This window comes from Aliiglaciecola sp. NS0011-25 (genome assembly GCF_040370605.1).
GTDB classification, from domain to species: domain Bacteria; phylum Pseudomonadota; class Gammaproteobacteria; order Enterobacterales; family Alteromonadaceae; genus Aliiglaciecola; species Aliiglaciecola lipolytica_A.
The window spans coordinates 1-15,800 of sequence record NZ_BAABWR010000001.1; the positions used below are offsets into that span (position 1 = coordinate 1).

16 protein-coding genes are annotated in these 15,800 nt (G+C 40.0%); 14 read left to right on the forward strand and 2 right to left on the reverse strand.

Features of this window, described 5'->3' with window-relative positions; all coding sequences use genetic code 11:
• The coding region (locus tag ABWV72_RS00005) for a hypothetical protein (protein ID WP_353368272.1) at window positions 1–321 on the reverse strand (321 nt) is incomplete at its 3' end.
• A 231-nt stretch (window positions 322–552) separates the two neighbouring features.
• On the opposite strand from ABWV72_RS00005, the gene ABWV72_RS00010 reads away from it, so the two are divergent.
• The 11 genes from ABWV72_RS00010 (at window position 553) to ABWV72_RS00060 (ending at window position 11,345) form a co-directional block, all read left to right on the forward strand.
• Window positions 553–831 (forward strand): hypothetical protein, encoded by a 279-nt coding sequence (locus ABWV72_RS00010; RefSeq protein ID WP_353368273.1) that lies wholly within the window; start codon window positions 553–555, stop codon window positions 829–831.
• On the forward strand, window positions 824–1,099 hold the full coding sequence (locus tag ABWV72_RS00015) for a pyocin activator PrtN family protein (RefSeq protein ID WP_353368274.1): 276 nt from the start codon (window positions 824–826) through the stop codon (window positions 1,097–1,099). The genes ABWV72_RS00010 and ABWV72_RS00015 overlap by 8 nt, the downstream gene beginning before the upstream one ends.
• A gap of 333 nt (window positions 1,100–1,432) precedes the next feature.
• The gene (locus ABWV72_RS00020; RefSeq protein ID WP_353368275.1) at window positions 1,433–2,059 is read left to right on the forward strand and encodes a cation efflux transmembrane domain-containing protein; all 627 of its coding nucleotides are present in this window, start codon (window positions 1,433–1,435) and stop codon (window positions 2,057–2,059) included.
• Window positions 2,056–2,421 (forward strand): DUF3703 domain-containing protein, encoded by a 366-nt coding sequence (locus tag ABWV72_RS00025; protein ID WP_353368276.1) that lies wholly within the window; start codon window positions 2,056–2,058, stop codon window positions 2,419–2,421. The genes ABWV72_RS00020 and ABWV72_RS00025 overlap by 4 nt, the downstream gene beginning before the upstream one ends.
• Window positions 2,408–3,292 (forward strand): cation diffusion facilitator family transporter, encoded by an 885-nt coding sequence (locus ABWV72_RS00030; RefSeq protein WP_353368277.1) that lies wholly within the window; start codon window positions 2,408–2,410, stop codon window positions 3,290–3,292. Before ABWV72_RS00025 ends, ABWV72_RS00030 begins: the two co-directional genes overlap by 14 nt.
• Window positions 3,293–3,366: 74 nt before the next feature.
• Window positions 3,367–3,762 carry a hypothetical protein gene (locus ABWV72_RS00035; RefSeq protein ID WP_353368278.1) on the forward strand — a complete coding sequence of 132 codons (396 nt, stop codon included), beginning with the start codon at window positions 3,367–3,369 and terminating at the stop codon, window positions 3,760–3,762.
• A 71-nt stretch (window positions 3,763–3,833) separates the two neighbouring features.
• Entirely contained in the window at window positions 3,834–5,156 is a 1,323-nt protein-coding gene (locus tag ABWV72_RS00040) for a TolC family protein (protein ID WP_353368279.1), read from the forward strand.
• A complete protein-coding gene (locus ABWV72_RS00045) occupies window positions 5,153–6,091 on the forward strand; it encodes an efflux RND transporter periplasmic adaptor subunit (RefSeq protein WP_353368280.1) in 939 nt (312 codons plus the stop codon). The genes ABWV72_RS00040 and ABWV72_RS00045 overlap by 4 nt, the downstream gene beginning before the upstream one ends.
• Window positions 6,092–6,144: 53 nt before the next feature.
• Window positions 6,145–9,252 (forward strand): efflux RND transporter permease subunit, encoded by a 3,108-nt coding sequence (locus tag ABWV72_RS00050; RefSeq protein WP_353368281.1) that lies wholly within the window; start codon window positions 6,145–6,147, stop codon window positions 9,250–9,252.
• A 1,091-nt stretch (window positions 9,253–10,343) separates the two neighbouring features.
• Window positions 10,344–10,637, forward strand: a complete 294-nt coding sequence (locus tag ABWV72_RS00055) for a hypothetical protein (RefSeq protein ID WP_216048916.1) — start codon at window positions 10,344–10,346, stop codon at window positions 10,635–10,637.
• A gap of 147 nt (window positions 10,638–10,784) precedes the next feature.
• A complete protein-coding gene (locus tag ABWV72_RS00060; protein WP_303499199.1) occupies window positions 10,785–11,345 on the forward strand; it encodes a CBS domain-containing protein in 561 nt (186 codons plus the stop codon).
• Window positions 11,346–11,577: 232 nt separating this feature from the next.
• On the opposite strand, the gene ABWV72_RS00065 is transcribed toward ABWV72_RS00060, so the two are convergent.
• The gene (locus tag ABWV72_RS00065; protein ID WP_303499198.1) at window positions 11,578–12,699 is read right to left on the reverse strand and encodes a zinc-binding dehydrogenase; all 1,122 of its coding nucleotides are present in this window, start codon (window positions 12,697–12,699) and stop codon (window positions 11,578–11,580) included.
• Between the two features lie 377 nt (window positions 12,700–13,076).
• On the opposite strand from ABWV72_RS00065, the gene ABWV72_RS00070 reads away from it, so the two are divergent.
• From ABWV72_RS00070 to ABWV72_RS00080, 3 genes are all read left to right on the forward strand, one after another.
• Window positions 13,077–14,570, forward strand: a complete 1,494-nt coding sequence (locus ABWV72_RS00070; RefSeq protein ID WP_353368282.1) for a methyl-accepting chemotaxis protein — start codon at window positions 13,077–13,079, stop codon at window positions 14,568–14,570.
• Between the two features lie 9 nt (window positions 14,571–14,579).
• Window positions 14,580–15,104, forward strand: a complete 525-nt coding sequence (locus ABWV72_RS00075) for a DUF6436 domain-containing protein (RefSeq protein ID WP_353368283.1) — start codon at window positions 14,580–14,582, stop codon at window positions 15,102–15,104.
• Window positions 15,105–15,213: 109 nt separating this feature from the next.
• Window positions 15,214–15,783, forward strand: a complete 570-nt coding sequence (locus ABWV72_RS00080; RefSeq protein ID WP_342805249.1) for a pyridoxamine 5'-phosphate oxidase family protein — start codon at window positions 15,214–15,216, stop codon at window positions 15,781–15,783.
• Window positions 15,784–15,800 lie beyond the last annotated feature (17 nt).

Sequence of the window (15,800 nt, forward strand, 5' to 3'; positions counted from 1 at the left end):
AACTTCTTTCATGAACTGACGTTCAGCGACTATTTTATCCATCAAACATTTAACGCAAGCTCTATTTTTTATATATCTTTCAACTGAACCACATTTTTTGCATTTATCTAAACTTTTAAATCTTTTATTGCCTAGTAATTTTGCTCGCTCGAAAGCTTCGTTATTTTTTATTCTATTATTTTCTTTCCGATTTTTAGCATAATTTCTTTTCTGATTTTCCTTTTGGCAATGACAACAGTTTTTCCATTTAATATAGCGCTCCTGCCCATTACATCTGGGGCATCGTCGCTCGGAAATATATGTGTTTTTTATTTTAGACAATATTTTGGATACTTATTCGGGTCAATAATTTCCTTTCAACATGTCTGGAATAATAAAACTAAAACATGAATTTGTCTTTAAGAAATTTCCTGTAAATTAGCGTCCAACAACTCTAATAGAAGGAAAAATAATTAAGTAGTGATTTATATACCCCACAAGTCTAATAATATTTGCGGGTTACCATTTACGAATAAATAGTGAAATATTTAAATAGAAACAAATGAGATGCTTATGAATGACAAACACTTAGCATGGATGAAGGATGAAAAAAGGATTGTTTTAATTGAATTACTTTTAATCGAATTTGAAGGGGCCATTCGAATTCCGGTCAAAATTATTGCTAAGAAATTTTTTAATATGAGTGAATTATCATTTCTGAAAAAATTGAAAAATGAAGAGTTACAGTTTTTATCTATCCATGACATTTTTAACGAAATGATTTCAATTCGCTGTATCGCAGATTTTTTATTGAAGATTAGAGAAGTTGAAATTGGGGGTGTAAATGAATAATAGATTAGCAGCGTCTTTGATGATGTTCCAATTAATGCAAAAATTTGGATCTAGTGTTATTCCTTATGCAACAATAGCGAAGGAATTCTTAGGATGGACCGCACCTAAAACTGCAATGGCTAGACTAAATGACGGAACTACACACAAACTAGGACTACTAGTCATCCGTCCGACAAAAGGTGTCGCATTTGTTATGGTTTCAGACTTAGTTGATTTTCTATTAAAAAACAGAAATGTTGAAATATCAAATAATCAACCTTCAGACTAATATCAATTATTGGTAATTGATGTAAACAGGTGGGGCGAAGTAATAATGCTCCACCTATAAACTTGGCAATCTACCAGCTATTAAGTTACTAAACGAATATGTCGTTATTATTCCATTAGACTTTTTCTATTCAATCTATAAGGCAGTTTACTCAATAAAGATGCGCCTTAAGCTCGATAGTTGCCTTTGAACAAGTGCTGTTTTTCTTAATAGCGGAGCATCTGTATAGAGCTATCGCTTTTTAGAAAAATCTCCTATTTTCACTAAAACGTTGACTCTATACTTAGTATAGACTTTACACTGTACGTAGATTAATTGAAATAGGCTGAAATAATGAGTGGGTGTGGCTGCGAAGTAGACATTAAAGATGCTTCACAAAAACGTGTTTTATACTGGCTGCTAATTATTAATACGGTGATGTTTTTTGTCGAAATGAGTGTTGGACTGCTTGCTGATTCCACTGCATTAATTGCAGATTCTTTAGATATGTTGGCAGATGCGATTGTCTACGGAATAGGTATTTACGCTATAGGTAAATCTTTACTGCACAAAGCCAATGCTGCGCAAATCAGTGGTTACTTTCAACTAATACTAGGCGTGATAATTCTTAGTGATATAGCCAGAAGGCTTTTCTTTGGCAGTGAGCCCGAGTCTATATTAATAATTGGAATGGGATTTGTCGCCTTGATTGCTAACGTCGTCTGCTTGTTGATTATTAGCAATCATAAAAACGATGAAGTGCACATGCGTGCGAGCTGGATATTTTCTGCCAATGATGTCATCGCAAATTTGGGGGTAATTACTGCTGGTATTCTTGTTTTATGGCTTGATAGCCGTATACCCGATTTAGTTATTGGCGTCGTTGTGGCGGGAGTTGTATTGAGAGGTGCTTGGATGATAATTAGTGACGCCAAGCATGAATTACTAAAAGCTAATAATGAAAAAGGAGAGTCAATATGACATACAACCAAGCTGTTAAGCCTCATATTGATGCCAAGATCGTGGCTTATAAAACAGCACTATCAAATCACAATGAACGCGAAGCATTCTCTGCACTGGAAGATGCACACGTCATTGGGCAGCACTCTACTTATTACCACTGTATTATCCATTTTAAAATGCTGCGGCATGGGCTTAAAAATAGAGATTGGAAAGCTGTTTTTGGGCAGGTCGTAAGACTCATTGGTGCTGCAACAAAAACATCTATCGGTCTTATACCAAAAGGCAATACAGGTGGCACCAACATCAGCCCATTCAAATCGCTTCCTATCAGCTCTGAAAACCAAGCTATTTTGGATGAAATCAATCATGCATCGTCATAACCACAGTCACGGTCATGAAAATGCGTCAAAACGCATTGGTTGGGCATTTTCCCTTAACGTGACTTTCACTATTATCGAATTTATTGGTGGTTGGTTGACTAACAGCACTGCAATAATGGCCGATGCAGTGCATGATTTGGGGGATAGCTTATCTATTGGCACTGCATGGGGATTAAACAAACTAAGCGATAAAGACGCTAACAGCACTTTCTCGTACGGTTATAAACGATTTTCTCTGTTAGGAGCGTTGATCAACGGACTAGTTTTGAGCATCGGCTCAGTATGGATTTTATTCGAGGCCATACCGAGGCTTTCAGCACCCGAAATGCCACAAGTAGAAGGAATGTTATTGCTTTCGATATTTGGTATAGCAGTAAATGGTTTTGCTGCTTACAAGCTTAGTGAGGGAAGCTCTCTAAACGAACGTATATTAAATTGGCATTTACTAGAGGATGTATTGGGCTGGGTGGCTGTGCTTACCGTATCCGTTGTATTGATGTTCAAGCCATGGCCAATTTTAGACCCCATTTTATCGATTGGCTTCACCCTATTTATTTTATTTAATGTGGTTAAAAATCTAAAAGAAACCTTACTTTTATTCTTACAAGCTACACCCGATGCTCAACAGATGAAAGAAGTGCGCAAATTGCTTCTTACAAATGAAAACGTTGCGAATATTCATCATTTCCACATCTGGTCATTAGATGGAGAACACAACGTCATGACCGTACATGTAGAATTGAAGCAGGATGTTTCGCTAGCTGAGTTAAAGAAATTCAAAAATGAACTTCATCAAAGACTGGAAAATTTTGGTTTTGTGCACACTACAATAGAGATTGAATTCGCGAATGAAGATTGCCGTGATAGTTGAAAATTTTTTTCAGCTATTCAATGTAACTTAATAAAATAACCTGCTAACATATTAAAGAATGAGGGTAGATAGACATGTTTAACTTAAGGGTAACAAGTTACCTTTTGATTTCGCTGATTCTTTTTCAGTCGTTCTCTGCTGTCGCCAAATCTATTGACTTTCATACTATCGACTCTGAACATCTAAGTGAAGTGCACGAACATCAGGTAGGCGATAATACCGCAACTGACAAAACACAGATTCTCTTAAATTCTAATATTCAAGCGAATGTTGATAATTCATTAATCGAAGTTCCCCATAATCCAGCTGATTGTCACCATTGCGGCCATTGTCAGGGGAGCCATGCCCAGTGGCTTGGAAATGATGTATCAATCGAACTCGCTTCCATCCATCCCTCCTCCGGTTTCTATTATTTATCAATAGTAGTAGATGCACCGGTCACACAGTTATTACGCCCACCAAAAGTTTAATCCTGAACTAATCAAACATCGTTCGCCAGCAATCTGGCGATGTTCATTATTGATAATTTAGGAATAAAACAATGAGTCACATTTCATTGAACCGCCTCTTGCGTGTGCGTGCTTGGGTGGTTTCCACTATGGTCGTCCTTGCGACGACACACACTATGGTATTCGCACAAACAAATATAAACCCCAATCGGGAGTTAACACTGCAAAGCGCTATTAAACTCACTTTAGCCAATTCTCCCGAACTACATGAATTTACCTTCAAGCAACAAGAAGTTGAGGGTGACATTAAAACAGCATCACTTAAACCTGTTGTTAATGCTGGTATTGAAGTGGAAAACTTCTTAGGTACAGGAGAGGTCTCAGGGATTAAAGATACTGAGCTGACACTGACCTTGTCTTCAGTGATTGAATTAGGGAATAAACTCAACTCACGAAAAGCGTTTGCTTCTGTTCAATCTCAAGCTGTAGAAGCACAAAAGCAAGTACATACACTAGATATATTGGCTGAAGTAACACGCCGTTATATCGATGTGTTAGCGCAACAGGCACTGATTAAAGCACAAGAGGAAGCAGAAGCGCTTGCAAGATATACTTATCAAGCTGTCACAAAAAGAGTCGATGCAGGCGCATCACCTGCGTTTGAACAGCGTCGTGCTGAGGCTGCCTTGGCTAGAGCTAGGCTGGATGTATTAACCGCACAGCAAACCAAGCAAGGTATGATAAATAGCTTGGCCATCATGTGGGGAGAGCGATTCCCGACCTTTACTAATGTTGAAGGTGATCTGTTCACCTTACCATCGTCCCCCTCCTTGACTTCGTTGTTCACAACCCTATTGGAAAGCCCCAATCTAAATGTTTATACACAAAGCGAGAGGATACAAGCAGCACAAGTCCGCCTTACCCGAGCCGCTAATCAATCAGATTTAACCTGGACAGCGGGAATAAGGCGAATCAATGGTATTGATGAAACCGCTTTCGTAGCGGGCGTCAGCATGCCGCTATTCTCTGGTGAGAGAAACCTAGGTGAATACGAAAAGCAACGGGCTATTCAAGGGCAGTTGGAGCAGCAAAAACAGTCTGCAACCCTAGACCTTTACCACCAACTAAACATGGCGTTGGTGGCGAGAAATAATGCGCTGCTTAACGTTCAAACGCTGCAGGACTCCATTATCCCGCCACTCGTGGAATCGCTCAGTTTGGTTGAGCAATCCTACATCAACGGGAGATACAGTTACCTTGAGTGGGTTAGTACCCGTCAAGAACTGCTTAATGCTAAACAAGCCTTAATTCAGTCTGCAAAACAAGCACACCAGCGAGGTGCGGATATCGAATCACTCACTGGACAGCAACTTTCCGATGTAATCAACACTTCTTTTTCGAGTAAAAATCAATGAACAACAAAACATTAATCAAGAAACAAAGCACATTGTTAATTTTCATTATGTGCAGTGTGTTCACATTGCTTGTCAGTAGTCCAATAAACGCATCTGAAGGCGAACATAGGGATTTAGAAACCCATGATGCTGAATTTGTACTCATGTCTGACAGCATGGCGCAAAAAATGGAAGTGATGACACAAAGTGTTAAAGCGGGACAACTCAATATCACCACTACCGTTTACGGAAATGTGGTGACAGACCCAGCTTCAATGAGTCATATCCGTGCTCGATTCGACGGAATTGTGACTAAGGTTAACGTAAATTTAGGTAACAAGGTCAAAAAAGGTCAGATACTGGCGGTCGTTGAATCCAATGAGAGCTTGAAAAGCTATCCTGTCATCGCGCCGTTTTCAGGCATAGTGATTGCTCGGCATGCTAATGAGGGGGAGTTATCTAACGGCCAAGTATTATTTTCAATCGCCAACTACAATGATGTCTGGGCACAACTCAAGCTCTTTCCACAACAACTCTCAGATATAGCCGAGCAACAAAGCGTTCAGCTTAGTTTGTCAGAGGCAAAGTTAAACACCACTATCAATCATATTATACCTTCGCCCGATGAAAAACCTTACGTACTAGCGTATGCAAAAATTGATAATACATCTGGACGGTGGCCGGTTGGCGCAGCAATCAAAGGTCAGGTGGTCACTAGCAGCCTAAATGTCGCCATGATGGTACCTAAAGCGGCTATTCAAGAATTTGAAGGGGCGTCAGTGGTGTTTGTTAAAGAAGGCAATAAATACCACTCTGTCCCCGTTACACTTGGTCAACAAGACAATATCAATATCGAAGTGTTATCTGGTCTGCATATCGCAGATGTGATTGTCAGTCAGAATAGTTATTTAATAAAAGCTGATTTAGAGAAGTCGGAGGCCGGTCATGATCATTAATTACATAATGCCACCTATACGACTGGTAGTCGCTGCTCTTAGGAGGCAAACACATGATTGAATCCATATTGCGGTTATCCATAGAGCGACGAGGTTTGATGCTGATGTTGATATTCTTAGTGCTTGGCATGGGAATATTAAGCTATCAAAAGTTGCCAATTGATGCGGTACCCGACATAACTAACGTGCAAGTACAAATCAACACCCAGGCTTCCGGTTACTCACCATTAGAAACGGAGCAGAGAATCACCTTTGTGGTTGAAACTGCACTGGCTGGATTACCAGATTTGTCGTATACCCGCTCACTATCACGCTACGGACTATCTCAGGTTACAGCTGTTTTTGATGAAGGCACTGATCTGTATTTTGCACGTAATCTCATAAATACTCGACTGGGAGCGATTAAAAGTCAGTTGCCGCAAGGTTTGGAGCCAGAAATGGGGCCCATAGCCACGGGGCTAGGCGAGATTTACATGTATACTTTGAGAGCTGAACAAAGTGCCGTTCAAAAAAACGGCAAGCCATATGATGCAATGGCTCTTCGGGAAATACACGATTGGATTGTCAAACCGCAGCTTGCACTTGTAGAAGGGATCACCGAAGTAAACGCTATTGGCGGTTATGTGAAGCAGTATCACGTCAACCCAGATCCACAAAAAATGCTTAATTTTGATATTAGTTTGAGTGATATTCATAGTGCACTTAAACGCAACAATGCCAATCAAGGCGCAGGGTTTGTTGAGCGAAATGGCCAACAAATTTTAGTGCGTTCACAAGGACAGCTACAAACACTAAATGACATCGAAAACGTGGTGATTAAACGCATCGATACTATCCCTGTTGCGGTAAAGGATATTGGTAGTGTGGCTATTGGCAAGGAGCTTAGAACGGGGGCTGCAACGCAGGAAGGTGAAGAAACGGTATTAGGTACCGCTATGATGTTGGTTGGTGAGAATTCACGTGCAGTTGCCCAATCCGTTGCGCTAAAAATGAAGGACATTCAATCCAGTTTACCTGATGGGATATTGATTGAAGCGGTCTATGATCGAACCCAGTTGGTAGACAAAGCCATCGCAACTGTTCAAAAGAACTTAGTTGAAGGCGCATTATTAGTAATCGTGATTTTGTTCATATTGTTGGGCAATATCCGCGCGGCACTTATCACAGCGGCAGTTATTCCACTTGCTATGTTGGTAACTATAACAGGGATGGTTAATGCAGGTGTGTCTGCCAATTTGATGAGCCTTGGTGCATTAGATTTCGGATTAATAGTTGATGGTGCTGTGATTATAGTTGAGAACTGCATTCGGCGACTGTCCGAATCACAGAAACGCACTGGTGCCGTATTGCCATTGAAAGAAAGACTTGAGCTGGTTTTTCAAGCGACGAACGAAGTCATTCGTCCCAGTATGTTTGGTGTATTGATTATAACTGTAGTTTATATTCCACTGTTCTCATTAACCGGTGTTGAAGGCAAGATGTTTCAGCCAATGGCTGCAACCGTCATTATGGCACTGATAGCGGCTATGCTTTTTTCCATCACTATCGTACCAGCTGCAGTCGCGATGTTTATGGGCGGAAAAGTCAATGAAAAGGAAAGTATCATCATTGTGGCGGCAAAATCTGCATATCGACCAATTCTTCACACTGCACTGAAGTTACGCTGGTTTGTGCTCCTTGGCTCAATTGTATTAGTAGTTAGTAGTGTTTGGCTAGCAACTCGATTAGGCTCTGAGTTCGTTCCACAGCTTGATGAAGGGGATATTGCACTACATGCCATGCGCATACCGAGCACCGGTATTGAACAGGCTGTCGCAATGCAAAAAACACTTGAATCTACCCTGATGGAATACGAGCAGGTACGCACCGTATTTGCTAAAACCGGTACAGCAGAGGTTGCTACTGATGCAATGCCGCCTAATGTGACCGATACCTTTGTTATGCTCAAACCGCGCGATCAGTGGCCTGATCCGAGCCTCACAAAAGCGGATTTCGTTGAAACCCTTGAGAGAGAACTCCAAGCGGTAACAGGTAACAACTATGAGTTTACCCAGCCGATTCAAATGCGTTTTAATGAGTTGATCAGTGGGGTAAGGGCGGACCTTGGGATTAAAGTCTTTGGAGATGAACTGACCGCGCTTGTTGTTTCAGCTAACGATATTTTAAGCGTACTCCAATCTATAGATGGTGTGGCGGATGCACGGCTTGAGCAGGTTGATGATATCCCTATTTTCACCATCAACCCTAAACCTGCTGAAATGGCACGTTATGGATTGGATGTGGCTGATTTACAGGAGTGGCTTGCGTCAGCGGTTGGTGGTAACACCGCAGGGTTGATTTTTGAAGGAGATAGACGATTCGAATTGTTAGTGCGATTTGATGAAGGTATTCGTACCGATTTAGATGCAATTGGCAGCACTCCCATCATTACGTCTGACGGAGAATTCGTACCCTTATCAGAGGTCGCCTCACTCGGTTATTCTTCGGTCCCCAATCAAATTAGCCGTGAAAATGGTAAACGCCGAGTCGTGGTAACCGCCAACGTCAGAGAACGTGACCTCGGTAGTTTTGTTAATGAAGCGAAAGCGAAAATCGCGGAGCAAGTAGAACTGCCTGCGGGCTACTGGCTTGACTATGGCGGCACTTTCGAGCAACTCGAAAGTGCCAGCCAGCGCTTATCAATTGTCGTACCTGCCACACTCTTTTTGATACTGGTGTTATTAGTCGTTGTTTTTGGCTCGTTCCGTGATGCTCTTATTATCTTCACTGGTGTGCCATTAGCTCTAACGGGTGGTGTTTTCTCACTCTGGATGAGAGACATGCCGTTGTCTATTTCAGCAGGAGTTGGGTTTATCGCACTTTCTGGAATAGCAGTGTTGAATGGTTTAGTGATGCTGTCATTTATTAAACAGCGACTGCATGAAACTGGCGATTTAATTAACTCCATCGTTGATGGTGCCATCACCAGGTTACGTCCAGTGTTGATGACAGCACTGGTAGCTAGTTTAGGTTTCATTCCGATGGCACTCAATGTTGGCACCGGTGCTGAAGTACAAAGGCCCTTGGCGACGGTTGTGATTGGAGGGATCATTTCATCCACTATTTTAACGCTCGTTGTCTTGCCTATTCTATATCGGATGATGCACTCGAAATCGGCTTAACGTGTTAATTGTGCACCATATTTGAAGAAGTATGGTGCACGTTTTTACAAAACAACTCAAAATAAGGAATGGAGTTATTGTTTACTAATTCCACCCAGTTACGTCTTAAAGTGTATGCTCTACTAAGCTTTTCTCTAAAGGGGTGTCATTCGACTCCAAAACTCACAGAAGTAATAAATATACCTAACTAAAATGGAGGATAGCTAACCTTGTTGTATAGAATAATGATAATGGTTGGCGTGTTTCTGGTCGTTTAACGTCCCAAAGCATTTCTGGAAAGTCCACTTTACTCGATAAAAAATAGCGAGAAAGAAAGTTAATCCGTAATACTGGACGACACAGAAGACGTCAATACGTGTCGTGTTGTTCTCTATTTATTTTAAATTTATTCCCGAAAACGCAAAAGTGGCCTTTGAGCAAGTTATAAAGACATATAATCTGTGAAGGAAACTCTATTGTGACAATTTAAATAGAAGCAATAAGTGTTAAACCATACTTTAGTTAATGTGTTCGGTAAAATCCAAGGTTAAATAAGTAGGAATATTCCAATAATAAAGTCTAAGTATTGGCATTTAAAAATATTCTTATTGACACGATTGCTCCAAAGTGCAGAATTGTGCTTCAGGTTGCCCTTAAAAGGGGACCAAATGGGGGAACAAACATTTTCTTTAGCCAAAATAATCAATATTATCATTCAGTTAAAATAAAAATCCGTCCAATCCAGCATTGGCGCGATTGAAATGGTGCGGTTGATGGTTGAAGTATTCAATGGAATCCAGTTGCCTAAAATATCGAGGTTATAAACCTATAGTTAAATTAATATGCGAAATTGTGACAATTTTTTAACATCTACGACAATTGGTCGATTTAATGGGTTGAAAAATTTGTACATAGCCACTTTATAGGCGTATTTTACCATATAACAGATTGGGAGAAAGCAATTGCATAGGCATTACTTTTTCTCCTAATTTTGAACAACTTGATATTTGTTTGCATTTTCGGGTGAACCAAACACTTTTGGAGATGCCAAACAGTTAAGATTAATGTCACTGTCTGTAAATAATTACTAAGTAGTAAAGAGTAAGAATTTGATGAAAACCCTTTGGTTCAATATATTGCTGATGTCGTGGGTAGCTAGTTTTAGCTTCTCATCAGTAGCATTTGAGAATCAACAAGGTGCAGTCGACCAATCCAGTTCAATAGTAGAACAGGCGCAAATATTTAGTCTTGATCCTTTAGACTTTGATTTCGATGCGACCTTAAATTCATTCACTTCATCTTCAAGCCTAGTCAGCTATGCTCCCTTCGCTTATCAGCAAAATGCAGCTTTTATTGTATTCAAAAATGCTGACTTTATACGCGGTCCGCCCTCTATATCCATCTGATACAAAAACAATTTTTTAATTTTATAAAATCAGAGGGTATTCCCATGAGTATAACTGACGTTTTAATTCGTTATCGTGTCGACTGTGCATTTATTCAGTCTAAAACAAAAAGCAATCTGTTAAAAAGTGTTAAAAAGGAGCGTGCAAATGAAAAAGTTAGCGCTCTATAACACTGAATCTGTAGACAAACTCGTTTGGCCCCCCGAAAACACTAGCATCACAATGCGTTCAAATGCGTTGTCTATTTTCACTGATTTCAAGCAGTTCATGCCTTTGGTTATCGATTCCACAGCGAAAGCTGTGGAACTTGAAGATCTGATGAAAAAGTCACATGTTAGAATGAAACTGGTACTTGATAGTGAAAAGAACTTCATTGGAGTTATTGCATTAAGTGACTTAACCGAGCAGAAAATACTTGCGAAAGTTACCAAAAATCAACCTCGGGAAGAAATTACCGTCACCGATTTTATGCGTCCAAGAAACACGCTTAAAGCTTTCGCTTACGAGGAATTAAGTACAGCCAGAGTGGGTGATGTAGTAGAAACTCTGAGGGATAATCATCAACAACATTGTCTGGTAATTGATAAGAGTAATCACGAAATTCGTGGGTTGATTTCAGCAAGCGATGTAGCAAGGCTGTTGAAATTACCAGTAGATATTCAATTACAGCCATCCTTCGTTGATTTATTCAATGTAGCTGCAGCGTGATAATTCCCATCCTATCTAACATTCAGATGGGATGTGGTTTGTTGGGTAAAGCTCACACTTCTTAACGCTTTGCACTCTACATAAAGAAGTAGGTATGCAAAGCGTTAGTCATGCATTAGTTAAGCTATTTGCAATGAGAATTCACCACAACATTCGATATCAAAATAAACCAAAAAAAATAGTGAAGGGTAATTATATCCTTCACTATTTTTAGTTTTTTAACCGGCTTAGATTAACCTAAACTGGGGTTGAGTAAAAATTTCTCGCCGGTTTTCTTTGCCATATATTTGGCAATAACAGAAGGCTCTAGAACCTGCTCAAAAGACAGCTCATCGGTAAAATCAATGGCGAAAGTTGTATCGATTTCATTAGCAACACGCTGATGTAATTGTTTTACCTTTTGTGGACTTTGTTTGCCTAAGAATTGCATTAGCAACCAGCCTCCAATACCCCATGTCATGCCATAGGCGCGATTTAACACTGTTGGAGAAAAGTCTAATCCACCATAAATGTACACCTGCTTGTTATCAGCTGAACCATAAGTATTAAATCCTTTGGCGTCTTTACTTCCCACTCTTTCCATTGCTGCGAGTATATTACTGACTAAGTCGCCACCACCAATTGCATCAAAGGCCAATGTGGCTCCTGTAGCTTCGATTGCTTCATACAGATCTTGTTTGAAGTTTTCACTTGAGGAATTACAAATGTATTTTGCCCCAAGCTTTTCTAGTATTTCTACCTGCTCTTGTTTTCTAACGATATTCACTAACGGAACATTTTCAGCAATACATATTTTATTCAGCATTATTCCTAGACTCGACGCAGCTGCTGTATGTACCAAAGCAGAATGTCCTTCTGCACGCATAGTTTCTACCATACCTAAAGCGGTTAATGGGTTAACAAAAGAAGAAGCCGCTTGCTTAGCTGAGGTATTTTCATTATGGACAATACATGCTTGAAATGGCACAACACACAACTCAGAGTAAGTTGCACCACTTAATACGCCGACCGTTTTCCCCATCAAGGCTTTGGCTGATTCACTGTCTCCAGTGGCGACCACTTTACCAGCCCCTTCATTACCTATTGGTAAAACCTGATCCAATCTTGAGCGCACGCTAGCAAGCATCGCTGGTGCAACTGGCGCAGTAAATTCCATTTGATCTTTATTAAAGGTTCCTTCGTATACGTTAGCTGGACCAAACATTGGCCACATATCGGACGGATTAATAGGTGCGGCTTGGATTTGAACCATAACTTCATGAGGCTTCAAAGCGGGTATTTCTCGTTCTTTTAAAGAAACGGTTAGTTGGCCATTTGACGTAATTTCGGTGAATAATTGTTTCGTGACTGTCATATTTTAACTCTCATAATGTAAAGGCAAAATGTATAAATCCAAGCTAACATTAAGTGTTGAGATATTCGAATGATAATATTTGTTTGATCTACATTAGTTATATTAATGTAAATTTTTTAAACTACGATAAAGTCTATATTGAAGGAACGAAGGAAAGCTTAATTTGCTAATGGTAATTAAGAACGGTAATTATTCAATGCTTTAGAAAACGCTTTACATATATGTTACGGCTAGTTCAAGGTACACATTGAAGCAAAGAATAATATACCGTTTGCTCATCTGCATTTAAAACTTTCCGTTCTCATTTTAAAGGCTAAATAAGCGAATTCACCTGCAAACTTAGCATTTTATTTTCAACAAAAATGTGGATATACGAAATGAATAGCATGAACCGACCATGGATAGACAGCGCTAACAAGGTTGTGACTTTTGTTTTACCAATACTATTACTGATCAGCTTCGCCATCGCTCCCATTTATGGAACTTGGCTTGAAGCGGCTGTGGTAGGCATTCCTGCCGTTATTATTCCACTACTTTTGATCAATAAAAACGCGCAAGCCGAAATTACTCAGCACGTAGTTGCTGTCAGCTTCATGTTGTTTTCAGCTTTGCATATTCAGCAGATGCACGGCGCGATTGAAATTCACTTTGGCATATTTGTGTTGATGTCGTTTTTAGCTTTTTATCAAAATTGGCATATTTTTATTACCGCAATTATTGTCGTTGCAGTGCACCATTTAGGCTTTTTCTTTTTACAGCAGGCTGGTGCGCCCCTATATGTGCTGTTAGATGGTGAACTACTTTTCACCTTACTGTTAGTGCATTTTGCTTATGCTATTGCGCAAGGTGTGATTTTAGCCTGGATGAGTAAAAAGAACGCAGTTAACACCCAAGCTGCCCATGAATTGTTAAAAAGTGTTGGCGGCATTGCCACAGGTGACGGCAAATTTAATCTGACTTATCGCTCTAACCCCAATTCTAAAAGCCAATCAGTCATTGCCTTTAATCAATTAATTCAATCCTTTGAAATTATTGTCAATGAAGTGGAGATGCTCGGGGAAAAAATAGACAAAAATGCGAGTTCCACCAAAGCTGCTTCAAATGAACTACAAGAATTTAAACCAATCGCAAACTCCGAAATATCCGCTATTGCGAATGCTTCTGAGCAGCTATCGGATTCTGCCACAAGCATATCGGATTTAGCCATAGAAACCTATAATCGCGCTAGTGATGCCAGACAGGATACCGAAAAAGCGCAAACGGAGATGACGAACGCAAATACCGAAGTGAGCAAATTAGTTGAGAACATTTCAAAGACCAGTAAAAGTATTGAAGACTTGGCCAATGAGTGCGATAGCATTTCTAGTGTTTTAGAAACCATACAATCTATAGCAGACCAAACTAACCTACTAGCACTAAATGCTGCGATTGAGGCGGCCAGAGCGGGTGAGCAAGGACGCGGATTTGCAGTAGTTGCCGATGAAGTTCGTCAATTAGCTTCGAGAACAAAAACCAGTACCGAAGAAGTCAATGAAATCATGGCAAGACTGCTGTCATCTTCCAAACAGTCTAGTTTATTTATGCAGGAGTGTATGACTTTAGGAAACACCACCAGTAAACAAGCTGATTCAGCGCTTAATTTAATGCAAAGCGTACAATCAAATATCGAACACGTTGATGAGGTGACTAATGGTTTGAAGAGCGCGGTGGAAAACCAAACCAATGTGATTAACAATATCGCCAACTCTGTGGGGCAATTGGATTCAATTAGTCAGAAAGAGTCCGCATTAGTGCAATCTGTTTCCAATGAAACTCAACAGTTAGAGCTCATATCAAGCAAATTAATGCAAAGTCTTAGTAAATTCAGATGAAACTAACCGATGACAATTAAAGGGATCTTAGCTGTGATTATGTGGGCAGGTGCAAGTCTGTTCGCATTATTTTACTTTGCTCAAAATAAGGTGACGAGTTTCGACCCAAAGCAATCATTGCTGCTAGCCTCAATGTCACAAGACTTTGATGACAAAGTTAAATCCGTTTTTTCCGACGCCTTACAACCGATAAACAATACGGTCTTTCATATTCAAGGGGGATCTTGCAGTTGCAATAAACTGTCACAAACCCATATTCGTAAACTCAATATTACCTTTGCTGAAAATGGCTACAAGGTGCAAACAATTGACCCTAAAGATAACGCCAACCTGAAAAAACTAATTCCATCCTACCCAGCAGTGGTTATTTTTGATGAGTCAGGTAATTTAGGATATTTAGGCCCCTATTCCACTGGTTATCTGTGTAGCTCTCGGACAAGTTTAATAGAACCAATAGCTAAAACCATAGTCGCAAATAATCATCTAGGTGCCACAGTGGTCACTGATGGCGAAGGATGTTATTGCCAATCTTAAGCAAACAACATGTTAGTCTAGGACATTAACCAGAATATATTTAGGCAAATGCTGGTAGGCCAAATTACGGAAGTTGATTGAAAAAATGAATGAAAATATGGACTCGATAATGTGGTTTAAAAAACTACAGACTTCAATAGTTGATAGCCAAACTAGACCTGAATCAAAATATATCCAACTAGCGACTACTAATAATCAAAACCAGCCAGAAGTCAGAACCGTCGTTTTTCGTGGTTTTTTGAATACTACTACGTCTTTGCTTATCCACACCGATATACGAAGCAATAAAATCAATCAAATTCAGACCCATAACCAAGCTCAAATATGTTGGTATTTTAGTCAATCCAGAGAGCAGTACCGCTTAACCGGCAATATCCAGATTATAGATTTCCAAAATGAGCAACATCAGTCGCTGCGTTTACAACATTGGCAAAACCTGTCTTCTAGCGCGCAACAGTCGTATTCTTGGGAAACCCCCGGCGAAATTTTAGGTCTTGATGACATCCACCAAGCTCAAGTAAGTGATAACGTTAACCAAGACGAAGTAAGTGTAAACTTTGCCTTGCTATTATTTTCGGTCTCCGAAGTTGATCATCTTCAGCTCAAACTCACCCCACATAAGCGAAATCGCTACATTTATAGCAATCATGCATGGCAAACACTAAAGATAAACCCATAGAATTCGAAGCATGTTGT